The 12,219-nt window shown below is 63.5% G+C and carries 10 protein-coding genes; 7 read left to right on the top strand and 3 right to left on the bottom strand.

Annotated elements, in window-relative coordinates; translation table 11 throughout:
* Window positions 1-3 precede the first annotated feature (3 nt).
* The gene (gene pelG, locus P9239_RS22965) at window positions 4-1,374 is read left to right on the top strand and encodes an exopolysaccharide Pel transporter PelG (protein ID WP_309755302.1); all 1,371 of its coding nucleotides are present in this window, start codon (window positions 4-6) and stop codon (window positions 1,372-1,374) included.
* 16 nt (window positions 1,375-1,390) lie between these two features.
* On the opposite strand, the gene P9239_RS22960 is transcribed toward pelG, so the two are convergent.
* On the bottom strand, window positions 1,391-2,314 hold the full coding sequence (locus P9239_RS22960) for a LysR family transcriptional regulator (protein WP_309755299.1): 924 nt from the start codon (window positions 2,312-2,314) through the stop codon (window positions 1,391-1,393).
* 115 nt (window positions 2,315-2,429) lie between these two features.
* Between P9239_RS22960 and P9239_RS22955 the strand changes: the two genes are divergently transcribed.
* The 3 genes from P9239_RS22955 (at window position 2,430) to P9239_RS22945 (ending at window position 5,125) form a co-directional block, all read left to right on the top strand.
* Window positions 2,430-3,173: an SDR family oxidoreductase gene (locus P9239_RS22955; RefSeq protein WP_309755296.1), complete on the top strand. Its 744-nt coding sequence runs from the start codon at window positions 2,430-2,432 to the stop codon at window positions 3,171-3,173.
* Between the two features lie 187 nt (window positions 3,174-3,360).
* Window positions 3,361-3,813 (top strand): DUF2231 domain-containing protein, encoded by a 453-nt coding sequence (locus P9239_RS22950; protein ID WP_309755293.1) that lies wholly within the window; start codon window positions 3,361-3,363, stop codon window positions 3,811-3,813.
* A 4-nt stretch (window positions 3,814-3,817) separates the two neighbouring features.
* Complete coding sequence (locus P9239_RS22945; protein WP_309755574.1) at window positions 3,818-5,125, top strand: sorbosone dehydrogenase family protein; 1,308 nt, start codon at window positions 3,818-3,820, stop codon at window positions 5,123-5,125.
* 71 nt (window positions 5,126-5,196) lie between these two features.
* Here P9239_RS22945 and P9239_RS22940 read toward each other — a convergent pair whose 3' ends face one another.
* The gene (locus tag P9239_RS22940) at window positions 5,197-5,379 is read right to left on the bottom strand and encodes a hypothetical protein (protein ID WP_309755290.1); all 183 of its coding nucleotides are present in this window, start codon (window positions 5,377-5,379) and stop codon (window positions 5,197-5,199) included.
* A 466-nt stretch (window positions 5,380-5,845) separates the two neighbouring features.
* Here P9239_RS22940 and P9239_RS22935 point away from each other — a divergent pair, with 466 nt between their 5' ends.
* From P9239_RS22935 to P9239_RS22925, 3 genes are all read left to right on the top strand, one after another.
* On the top strand, window positions 5,846-6,907 hold the full coding sequence (locus tag P9239_RS22935; RefSeq protein ID WP_309755288.1) for a sugar-transfer associated ATP-grasp domain-containing protein: 1,062 nt from the start codon (window positions 5,846-5,848) through the stop codon (window positions 6,905-6,907).
* 188 nt (window positions 6,908-7,095) lie between these two features.
* Window positions 7,096-8,397, top strand: coding sequence for a 3-oxo-tetronate kinase (gene otnK, locus P9239_RS22930; RefSeq protein ID WP_309755286.1), 1,302 nt, complete (start codon window positions 7,096-7,098; stop codon window positions 8,395-8,397).
* Window positions 8,394-9,053, top strand: a complete 660-nt coding sequence (locus P9239_RS22925; protein WP_309755284.1) for an aldolase — start codon at window positions 8,394-8,396, stop codon at window positions 9,051-9,053. The genes otnK and P9239_RS22925 overlap by 4 nt, the downstream gene beginning before the upstream one ends.
* 26 nt (window positions 9,054-9,079) lie before the next feature.
* Here the strand turns inward: P9239_RS22925 and P9239_RS22920 are convergent, their stop codons facing one another.
* Window positions 9,080-12,073: a response regulator gene (locus P9239_RS22920; protein ID WP_309755281.1), complete on the bottom strand. Its 2,994-nt coding sequence runs from the start codon at window positions 12,071-12,073 to the stop codon at window positions 9,080-9,082.
* Between the last annotated feature and the right edge of the window lie 146 nt (window positions 12,074-12,219).

Raw genomic sequence — 12,219 nt, 5'->3', positions numbered from 1 at the left:
GTCATGGCGGGAATCGGCTTCGAACTGCGCAAGATGCTTCGGCGCGACACGCTCGTCGGGCTGATGCAGGCCTATGCCTACGCGGGACTCATCAGCGCGGGACCGTGGATTCTGTCGATCATCGGCATGTTGCTGATCGGTATTCTGAGCCTGCCGTTCGTGCTGCCAACCGGACTCATTACGCAGTTCCAGGTATCGGTGACGTATCTCATTTCGTTGTCGCTCGTGCTGACGGGGCCGCTGCAGCTCGGCTTCACGCGCTTCACGTCCGACCGTCTCTTCGAAAAGCGCGCCGACATGGTGCTGCCGAATTATCACGGCGCGGCGCTCGTTTGCACGGTCGCGGCCACGCTGCTCGGCGGTCTCGCGGTGATCTTCCTGTTTCGCGATCAGTCGGCGGCGTATCGGCTCCTGATGCTCGCCGGCTTCGTCGTGATGAGCAACATCTGGCTCGCCACCATCTTTCTGTCGGGCATGAAGCAGTACATGTCCATTCTGTGGGTGTTTTTCATCGGCTATACGCTGACAGCGGGCGCGGCGATCACGCTGAACGTGTTCGGGCTGACGGGTCTGCTCGGCGGCTTCGTGTTCGGGCAGACGGTGCTGCTCGCGGGTCTGCTCACGCTCATTTATCGCGATTACACGAGCGACCGCTTCATCGCATATGACTTCTTTTCGCGGCGCTACCGCTATCCGACCTTGATGGCGACGGGCTTTCTCTACAACCTCGGCATCTGGGTCGACAAGTACATGTTCTGGTACGCGCCGGGCACGGGGCAGACGGTCATCGGGCCGCTGCGCGCGTCGATCATCTACGACATTCCCGTGTTCCTTGCCTACCTCGCGATTATCCCCGGCATGGCCGTGTTTCTGATGCGCATCGAGACGGACTTCGTCGAATACTACGATGCGTTCTATGGCGCGGTGCGCGAAGGCGCGTCGTTGCAGCATATCGAGCGCATGCGCAACGCAATGGTCGAGGCGCTGCGCAACGGACTCTATGAGATCGTCAAGGTGCAGTCGACCGCCGCTCTGCTGCTCTTCGCGATCAGCGCGGTGCTGCTCGGCTGGCTGCGCATTTCGACGCTCTATTCGCCGCTGCTTTATGTGGACGTGATCGCCGCGAGCCTGCAAGTGCTCTTCATGGGCGTGATCAACGTGTTCTTCTATCTGGACAAGCGGCGCGTGGTGCTCGCGCTCGTCGCGTTGTTCGTGGTGTCGAACGTCGTGCTCACGGGACTGACGCTCACGGCGAACCTCGGCTGGTATGGATTCGGCTTCGCGGGATCGCTGCTGTTGGTAGTGCTCGTGAGTCTCGTCTGGCTGGACCGTAAGCTCGATTCGCTCGAATACGAGACGTTCATGATCCAGTGACTGTGGCTGAGCGTGGCTAACGCGAGTCGAGGCGCGCGTTGATCCGTCCGGCGCGAAACGCGTCCACCACGTAATCGACGAACACGCGGGTTTTCGGCGGCAGCAGCTTCTTGCTCGGATAGTACAGAGTGATCGCGCCGAGCAAGGCGAACCAGCCCGGCAACAGGCGCATGAGGCTGCCTTGCTGGAGCCAGCGCGCGGCATGGGGCATGGGTATCAGCGCGATGCCGAGCCCTTGCATGGCAGCGGCGGCCATGGCTTCGGGATCGTCGAAGATCATGCGCGTGCGGTGCCGCACGACGCACTGCTCGCCCACCGCGTTTTGCAGCTTCCACGCGAACACGCGTCCCGACGACACCGAACGGCGCGCGATGCCGTCGAACGCTTCGAGTTCCGACGGATGCGCGGGCATCGGCTTGTCCGCCATGTAGGCCGGCGACGCCACGACGATCACATGCGCGGGAGCCAGTTCGCGCGCGACGACGCCTTCATTCAACTCGATGCCGCCGCCGATGGCCGCGTCGTAGCCCTCGCCGATGAGATCGACCGGCCGGTTGTCGAAGTGCACGTCCGGGACGATGGCCGGATACCGCGCGAGGAAGTCGCCCAGAATGGGCACCAGATATTCGCGCCCGAAACCGACGCCCACGCTTATCTTTAGCGTGCCCGACGGCGCGCCGTTCTGTTCGGCCGCGTGCGAGACGGCGTCGCGCAGCGCGTCGAAGGGCGTATGCACTTCCTGATAGAAGCTCTCGCCGCTGTCCGTCAATGTCAGGCTGCGCGTGCTCCGATGAAAGAGCCGCAGCCCGAGCTGCTGCTCCAGCCGCGCGACGTTCTTGCTGACGCCAGCGGGCGTCAATCCCAGCCGCCGAGCCGCCGCGGAAAAGCTGCCAGTCTGCGCCGTCACGACGAACGATTCCAGAAAGTTGAACGATTCCACGGCAAGCTCCATTCGATACTGCCGGTTGAAAGTGCTTGCGCGAATTATGCGCTACCGGGCAGTGAATCGGACCGCCATACTGATCTCACTTTCACTCACCCAGCAGGAGCAGATCATGGCAAACACTCTCAGCGGAAAAGTTGCTTTCGTCACGGGCGGCGCGCGTGGTATCGGCGCGGCGGTGGTCAGCCGGCTCGCGGCCGAAGGCGCGGCAGTGGCCTTCACGTATCGCGGATCGGCGGCGCAGGCTTCGGCGCTCGTCGCGAACATTGAGGAAACCGGTGGCCGAGCGCTCGCCATTCAGTCGGATGCGGGCGACGCCGACGCACTGACAGGCGCGATCGACGATGCGGCGCGCCGCTTGGGCAAGATCGACATCCTCGTCAATAACGCGGGCGTGCTGCATCTCGGCGCCATCGATGCCTTCTCGCTCGAAGACTTCGACAAGACCGTGGCCGTGAACGTGCGCGCCGTGTTCGTGGCGACGAAGGCGGTGCTGCCGTACATGTCGGCTGGCGGGAGGATCGTCAATATCGGCAGCACGAACGCGGAGCGCATGCCGTTTGAAGGCGGCGCGGCTTACGCGATGAGCAAGGCGGCACTGCAAGGGCTCGTGAAAGGTCTCGCGCGGGATCTCGGCCCGAAGGTCATCACGGTCAACAACGTGCAGCCCGGACCCGTGGACACGGACATGAACCCGGAGCAAGGCGAATTCGGCGCCGCGCTGCACGCACTGATGGCCGTCCCACGCCACGGCAGAGCCGACGAGATCGCTGCCATGGTGGCGTATGTCGCAGGTCCGGAAGCGTCGTTCGTGACGGGCGCGAGCCTGATGATCGACGGAGGCTTCAGCGCATGACATGCTGCCTCGCCCGCAGCGGTAAGTAAGGGCTGCGTAGCGAATCGTCGGCGTTGCGTCGGGAAGATGGAATCTTCGCGAAAGGGACGCACGCTCTTGGCGATTCGAACGGTTTCAAGCGGCGATTGCGGGCACGAGCCGTGCGTCGCCGCATGGCTTGTTTCCTCAACCATGATGAGGCACGTCCATGAAACCGATTCGCCCGCGCTACCGCTCGCGATTGGCCACGGCGCTTTTCGAGTGGCTTAATCCAATCCCGTATGGCCTCTTCGTCGGCACGCTGATCTTCGACATCATCTATACGAACACGGCCGTCATCTTCTGGGCGAAGGCCGCGGCGTGGCTCGTCACGGTCGGCCTCTTTTTCGCGATCATTCCGCGCTTCGTCAATCTGGGCCACGTCTGGTTCGGCGGGCGCGGCACGGTCACGAGCCTCGAACGCACCGACTTCTGGCTGAACCTGCTCGGCATCATCGCGGCGGTGTTCAACGCCTTCGTCCATTCGCGCGATGCCTATGCAATGGTTCCGCTTAACGTGATTCTCTCGGTCGTCACGGTGCTGCTCCTGAGCGCCGGGCAAGTGATGCTGGCCTTCGACAAGTTCAACCGCTTCAATCTGCCGGAGGCCGCTCGTGAATAACATCATGCGCACAGGCGTCCTTTCGATGGCCGTTGCGGCCTGCCTGAGCGGGTGCGACGAGCACGCGTCCTATAGCTCGCAGCAACAGGCGGGCGCGAATCCGCCGCTGCCGGACGCGCGCAACTTCTTCGCCCCGCCGATGCAGGTGCCGAAACACGTCGGCTGGAAAAACGGCGAGACGCCGAAGGTCGCGGACGGCCTGAAGATCGAAGGCATCGCGTCGGGCCTTCAGCATCCGCGTCAGGTGTATGCGCTGCCCAACGGCGACATTCTCGTCGCGGAATCCAGCAGCCCGGACGAAGAGCCGGTTACGACGCCGAAGCAGCTGATCGCGGGCATGGTGCAGACGCGCTCGGGCAAGGAAGCGAAAGGCGGCAATCGCATCACGCTCTTGCGCAAGCCCGCGAACGGCAACGGCGAATGGGAGAAGCACGTTTTGATCGACCATCTGCATGCGCCGTTCGGCATGCAGCTGATCGGCGATACGCTCTTCGTGGCCGATACCGACGCGATTCTCGCGTTTCCCTACAAGACCGGCGTGACGCATATCGACGGCACGGGCGTCGAACTCACCGATCTGCCGAGCACGATCAATCATCACTGGACGAAGGCGCTGCTCGCGAGTCCGGACGGCAAGAAGCTCTATGTGGGCGTCGGGTCGAACAGCAACGTCGGCGAGAACGGACTGGAAGTGGAATACCGGCGCGCGGACGTGCTTGAAGTGGACATCGCGACGGGCGGCAGCCGCGTGTTCGCCGCCGGCATCCGCAACCCGACCGGGCTGCAATGGGAACCGAAGACGGGCAAGCTCTGGGCGGTTGCGAACGAACGCGACGAGATCGGCGCCGATCTGGTTCCGGACTATCTGACGTCGGTGAAGGAACATGCTTTCTACGGCTGGCCGTACAGCTATTACGGACAGCACGTGGACGAGCGCGTGCATCAGCAGAGGCCGGATCTCGTCGAGAAGGCGATCAAGCCCGATTACGCGATCGGGTCGCACGTCGCACCGCTCGGGCTGCTGTTCTATACGGGTAACAATCTGCCCGCGCAGTATCGCGGCGGCGCGTTCATCGGCGAGCATGGCAGCTGGGACCGCTCGCCGCTCGCGGGCTATGCCGTTACTTACGTCGCGTTCCAGGACGGTCAACCTGTCGGCGCGCCGAAGCCTGTCGTTACCGGATTTGTTTCGGACGACGAAAAGCAGCTGCGCGGCGCACCGGTCGGTCTGACCGAGGACAAGGACGGCGCGCTGATCATCGCCGACGACGCGGGCAACGCCGTGTGGCGCGTGACCAAAGCAGGCGGTTGAGGCGGCTCGTGAATGAGCGATGCGCAGACGGAACCCTGTTTCATGGGTCCGTCTGTCATCCGGTGCTGTGCTCAGGTTCCGCTGGGCAAGACCACATCACGATCATTCGACGCGGCGCCCCGCTTGCCGTGAGCGGCCAACCGGCGTTCGAGCCAGTCGCGCGCCAGCACGATCGGCAAGGTACTCATTGCGACCATCCAGATGAAGCCCGATGCGAGCGCATCGAACAGGCCAACGAGCGTCGTCCTCTTCATTCCCAACCCCCGAGATACGTGGTTTATTTGGTCTCTCGCATCAGTCGGGCCGCGCTCTGCATGGCATGGCGCCGCTGTGCGTGTTGTGTTGCCGAGTCTAGACCGGCTGCGGCCATCGCCCATCATGTCTTCGTGAAGATGTGAGGGTTGGCATACGCTTTCGCGTTGAGTTCGCGGGCGCAAACGTAAGCGCGCATTGCGGACGCATTGGGTACGACGAATAAGGCTTCGTTTGCAGCGCGCTGCAACCGGCGCAATCGTCCGACATGACACTTGCGTATCGTCATCACAGGCATGAAGCGGCTATTGGTATGCCGAAAAGAAGCCTCGCCGCTTCGTCGAAACGCCCGCCAAAACTAAGCCGTTTCGCGCCACGATTCGCTTCCTTAAGGGTTTCGTCAGTTACGGCCGGTACGCTCTAATGCTCAACAAAGTCCAACAATGCTCAACGAGAGCAGAACACAATATGCCGGCACCCTACGTCGAAAGCTTCGTCAAGATCTCGTGGAAGAACCTGTCGCGTCACCGATTCCATCGGAAGCACGCGCGGGAAGCGAACGAGATTCTCCGCAACATCGAAAGCAGACAGGGCAAGACGAACCCCAGACAACTGCGCCTGGCCGACGCCTACGCCCGCGAGGTGCTTGGCGACCCCTGCTACGCGCCGTGGCTGCACGTCTATACCGCATTGAACGGGACGTTCAAGGAAGGCTGGATTCCGGACAACTACTACGGGTGGATCGTCGTCCCCAAGATGAAGGGACTTTATGGGCAGATGTCCCATCTCAAGCCCGTGTCTCGGCTGCTCTTTCAGGACGACGCGTTCCCCGACCTCGGTTACTACGTGAACGGCATCTTCTATACGGCCGATCACACCGCCATCCACAAGTCGCAAGTCGCGAACATTGTTTTCAGCACGACAGACAGAATCGCCTTCAAGCTCGATCACTCGATGCAGGGCAAAGGCGTGTTCCTGATCGACCGCAAGGATTTCGACGCCGAGCGCATCAGCCAGCTCGGCAATGGCGTGCTGCAACGCTTTATCGTGCAGCACGCTGCGTTCGACCAGTTCGCGTCGAAAGCAGTGGCGACGCTGCGCCTGACCACGGTCGTCGACGATGCCGGCAATATCTCGCTGCGCGCCTGTTTCCTGCGCCTCGGCCGCTCCGCCGACACGTACATCCGCCCGGACAGTGAAGTATGCGTGCCCGTGGATCTCCAGACCGGGCGGCTCTTCAGCTCGGGCTATCTGAGCGACTGGACCCGCGTGGACGCGCATCCGGATTCGAAAGTCAGGTTCGACGGCGTGACCTTGCCCGCGTTCGCGAAGTGCGTCGAGAAGGCAATCGAATTGCACGCGAAGGCACCGTTCGCGCGCTGCGTCGGCTGGGATCTGACCGTCGATATCGAAGAGAACGTGCTCGTCATGGAATGGAATGCCGAACATAACGACGTCAAATTCAGCGAAGCGACGCAAGGGCCGTGTTTCACCGACCTCAAGTGGGAAACGCTGCGGCCGATGGCGTAAGCGTTAGCGGTGTTTCAACGAATCGCCGGATAACGTCTGATCAACGGTCGGGCATGGGACTGCTCCCGTAGCCGCTCGACCATTGCATGCACGAACTGCCGCTGCGAGCGATTGCGCGATACAAGCGCGACCCATAGCGTGACCCATAGCGCCGATCGCCCGTACAATCGTCGCAACGGAGGTCGCACATGCACACACGAACCCGGCGTCCCGTCCTGGGATGCATCGCCGACGACTTCACCGGCGCAACCGACCTGGCCAGTATGCTGGTGCGCGGCGGCATGCGCACGATCCAGACTATCGGCGTGCCTGCGTCGGACGCGCTGCTCGACGCGGACGCCGTCGTCGTCGCGCTGAAATCGCGCACTATCGAAGCGGCCGATGCGGTCGCGCAATCGCTCGCCGCGCTCGAGTGGCTACGCGCTCAAGGCTGCCGCCAGTTCTTCTTCAAATACTGTTCGACCTTCGATTCGACCGATGCCGGCAACATCGGCCCCGTCGCCGAGGCGCTGCTCGATGCGCTCGGCGCCGGGGAAGGCGCGGACTTCACGATAGCCTGCCCCGCTTTCCCGGAGAACAAGCGGACGGTCTATCGCGGGCATCTCTTCGTCGGCGACGCGCTGCTGAACGAGTCGGGCATGGAGCACCATCCGCTAACGCCGATGCGCGATCCCAACCTCGTGCGTGTATTGCAGCGGCAATCGACATCGAAGGTCGGACTGATCGCGAGCGAGACCGTCGCGGCGGGCGCCGATGCGGTGCGTGATGCCATCACGCGTCTGCGTGCCGATGGCGTGCGTCTCGCGATTGCGGACGCGCTCACCGACGCCGACTTGCGCACGCTCGGCGAGGCCTGCGCCGCACTTCCGCTCATCACAGGCGGCTCGGGCGTCGCCATCGGCCTGCCCGACAACTTCCGGCGCGCTGGACTGATCGAGCCGAACGACAAGGCCGCGGACCTGCCCGCTGTCGAAGGCGGGGCGCTCGTGCTGGCGGGCAGCGCATCGAAGGCGACGAACGCGCAGGTCGCGGAGTGGCTCCCGAGGCGCCCCGCGTTTCGCATCGATCCGCGTGCGCTTTCGCGCGGTGAGCCGGTGGTCGACGAGGCGCTCGCCTTCATCGACACGCACGCGCCGCAGCCCGTGCTCGTCTACGCGACGGCCACGCCCGACGAAGTGAAGGCCGTGCAGCAGGAACTTGGGAGCGCTGCGGCGGGCAAGCTCGTGGAGGATGCGCTCGCCGCCATCGCCCGCGAAGCGAAGGCGCGCGGCCTGCGCAAGTTCGTGGTCGCGGGCGGCGAAACGTCGGGCGCGGTGGTGCAGGCGCTCGGCGTCGAGATGCTGCAAATCGGGCCGCCCATCGATCCCGGCGTGCCGGTGACCGTCAGTGTCGGTGAGACGCCGCTTGCGCTCGCGCTGAAGTCCGGAAACTTCGGCGCACGCGATTTCTTCGACAAAGCGCTGCGCTACATTGAAGGAGAACGCGCATGAGCGGCGCCGTCATCGGACCGGACAGCGACGCGAAACTGCGCGAGGAAATCTGCACGGTCGGCGAGAGTCTCTATGCGCGCGGCTATACCGTAGGCACGGCGGGGAACATCAGCGCGCGCTGCGAAGACGGCTGGCTCATCACGCCGACAGACGCGTGTCTCGGCCGACTCGATCCCGCGCAGATCGCCAAGGTGGATTCGCAGGGGCGGCACGTGTCCGGCGAGCGGCCATCGAAGACGCTGGAGCTGCATCGGCGCATCTACGAGGGCAGCGCGGGCACACGCGGCATCGTGCATACGCATTCGACGTCGCTCGTCGCCCTGACGCTCGCGGGCGTGTGGAGCGACGACGACGTCCTTCCGCCGATCACGCCGTACTATGTGATGAAGGTCGGCCACGTACCGCTCGTGCGATACCGCCGCCCCGGCGACCCGCAAGCCGCCGCCGAGATCGCCGCGCGCGCGGCGGACGTGCGCGCGGTGCTGCTGGAGCGGCTCGGACCCGTGGTGTGGGAGCGCAGCGTCTCCCACGCGTCGTATGCGCTCGAAGAACTGGAAGAGACTGCGCGCCTGTGGCTCATGACCACGCCGCGCCCCGCGCCGCTCGACGATGCCGGCATCGACGAGCTCAGGCAGACGTTCGGGGCGCGCTGGTAGTCTCGGCGCGCGTCCTTACTTGCGTCCTACTCGCGGCTGTCGCCCGCGATGCCGCCATTCGACGCCGCCTCGGCGAACTGTGCGAGCACCACGTTCAGACTCGCGAGCGTGTAAGGCTTTGCAAGCACGGTGCCGATGGCGCCGGCGTCGTCTTCCATGGTCTGTCCGTAGCCCGTCGCATAGATGACGCGCAAGCCGGGCCGCTCGGCGGCGAGCCTTCGCGACAAAGTCACGCCGTCCATGCCGGGCAAACCAACATCGGTGAAGAGAATGTCGAAATGGTCCGCGGCGAAGGCCGTCAGCGCCTCTTCCGCGCTCGCGACTGCCTTGACGCGATGCCCCAGCGCGCGAATGAGTTCGAGCGCCATGCCACGCAACTCAGGGTGATCTTCCACGACGAGCACGCTGAAGCCCTGCGGCAAGCGCGTGACCGGTGACGCGCTCTCGACTGGCACATGCGAACGCGCGAGCGCGAGCTGCTTCCGGTTCGCCAACATATGCCGGATCTTGCGCGCGAGCTGCTCGCGCCGATACGGTTTCGTCAGCAACTGCACGCCTGCATCGAGCCTTCCGCCATGCACGATGGCGTTTTGCGTATACCCCGATGTGAACAGCACTTCGATGTTCGGCAAGAGCGCCTTCGCGCGTCTCGCGAGTTCGGGGCTACGCAGCTTGCCGGGCATCACGACATCCGTGAACAACAGGTCGATGGACAAGCCGCTTTGCAGAATGCCCAACGCGCTTTCGGCATTGTCGGCCTTGAGCACCTGATAGCCCAGCTCGCGCAGCATCTCGACGACAGTGGACTGCACGGCCAGATCGTCTTCCACGACGAGGATCGTCTCGGTGCCGCCAACGACGGGTGCCGCCGCGAAAGACGTCGTCTGCACCACGGCTTCGAGCGAGCGCGGCAAGTAGATCTTGATCGTCGTACCGTGCCCCACTTCGCTGTAGATCTTGAAGTGCCCGCCGCTCTGTTTCACGAAGCCGTACGCCATCGAAAGCCCGAGACCCGTGCCGACGCCTTCCGGCTTCGTCGTGAAGAACGGATCGCACGCGCGCTCCATCACTTCCCGCGTCATGCCGGTGCCGGTATCGGAGATAGCGAGCATCACGTACTGGCCGGGTTCGAGATCGGCATCGAGTGCGACGTAGTCGTCGTCCAGCATGGAATTGCTCAACTCGATGGTGAGCTTGCCGCCGTCGGGCATCGCGTCGCGCGCGTTAATGGCGAGATTCAGCACGACGTTTTCAAGCTGATGCGGATCGACCTGCACGTTCCACAGCCCGCCCGCGAGCACGGTTTCCATGACGACCGACTCGCCGAGCGCGCGCCTCAGCATGTCGTCCATGCCCGCGACGACGGGCGCGAGGTTCGTGACCACCGGCTGCAACGGCTGACGCCGTGCAAAAGCCAGCAGTTGTGAAGACAACTTCGCGCCGCGCTCGACCGCGCTTGCTGCGGTGTCTACTCGCTTGATCGCAGTCTCGTTGCCGGCAACGGATGCGCTCAGTAGTTGTAGATTGCCGCCGATCACCTGGAGGATGTTGTTGAAGTCGTGTGCGATGCCGCCGGTCAGCTTGCCGATCGCCTCTAGCTTCTGCGAACGCTGCAACGCGGCCTGCGTCTGTTCGAGCTCGCGCGTGCGCTCTTCCACCAGTGCTTCGAGGCTCGTCTGATATCGCTCCACTTCGTCCTGCGCGAGCTTTTGCACGGTGACATCCTGACCCTGCACGAAGATGCCGCCGACTTCGCCGTCGTTGCCCGCGATCGGCTGATAGACGAAGTCGAGAAAGCGCGTTTCCAGCGGACCGCCGTCTCCCGCCTGAATCATGACCGGCACCGCCTTGCCGACGAACGGCTCGCCCGTATCGAATACATGCGAGAGCAAGTCGATAAACCCTTGTTCGACCACTTCGGGCATTGCGTCCCGAACGCGCTTCCCGATGAGATCGCGGTCGCCGGTCAGTCTGCGATACGCGGCGTTCGCCAGCTCGAAAACGTGCTCGCGCGTGCGCAACACACACACGAACCCCGGCGCCTGCTCGAAAAGCCGCAACAGACGCGCGTTGTCGACGTGCAGTTCCTTTGCGAGTTCGAGCGCCCTGCTGGTGTTCTCGAGCGCCTCGGTGCGCTCGACGATAAGCTGTTCCAGTTCGTCTTGTTTGCGCTTGAGGGCTTCTTGCGCATGTACCTGATCGGTGACGTCGTTGCCTTGCGAGAAGACACCGACGACCGCACCGTCGTCATCGACGATAGGCTGATACACGAAGTCGATGAAACGCACTTCGCTTTCGCCGCCCGCCTGCGGATCGACGCGCAACGGCACCGCACGTCCGACGAATGGCCGTCCGGTTTCGTACACTTCGTCGAGCAGTTCGAAGAACCCCTGCCCTTCGAGTTCGGGCAACGCCTCTCTCACCGGCTTGCCGATGATCGGCCTGAACCCCGCCAACCGGTGATGCGCGCTGTTCTGCAACTGGTAGGCATGTTTCGGACCCCGAAAGAAGCACACGAAGCCCGGCGCCTGCTCGAAGAGGCGCAGCAACTCGTGGTATTCGCGCGTGCGCACGTCGAGCGCCAGGTCTTTCTGACGCTCGGCGATCTGCTTGGCTTCATGCTGCGCGGTGATGTCCCGCGTGATCTTTGCGTAGCCGACATGCTGGCCCGAATCGTCGAAGAGCGAATCGAGCACCACGTGTGCCCAAAAGCGCGAACCGTCCTTGCGCACGCGCCAGCCTTCCGACTCGAACTTGCCTTCGCGCACCGCTATGTCGAGCGCGCGGGCGGGCAAGTCGGTCGCGCGGTCTTCTTCGGTATAGAACCGTGAGAAGTGCTGACCAATGATCTCTTCGGGTGCATAGCCCTTGATGCGCTCGGCGCCGACGTTCCAGCTTCTGACGAGGCCGGTCGGCGAAAGAAGATAGATCGCGTAGTCCCTGACCCCGGCGATCATGCGCTCGAAGTGTCCGCTGCCTGAACCGGCAGGACCGACGAGACCTTGACCCTTGACATCCATGTGGCAATACCCTGGCGCGTGCGGCTGATTTCGAGTGCTGCATTCTACTTTGCTTGTGCGCGACACGGCGGGGCCTGGCGTACGCAGGCCGTCACGGCAGTAGTTATTACCTCGCTAACGTACGCCATTGAGTCGGTTTTGCCGCT

Origin of the sequence: Caballeronia sp. LZ062 (assembly GCF_031450785.1) — a bacterium.
Taxonomy (GTDB): Bacteria; Pseudomonadota; Gammaproteobacteria; order Burkholderiales; family Burkholderiaceae; genus Caballeronia.
This window is presented reverse-complemented; position numbering and strand designations above follow the sequence as displayed.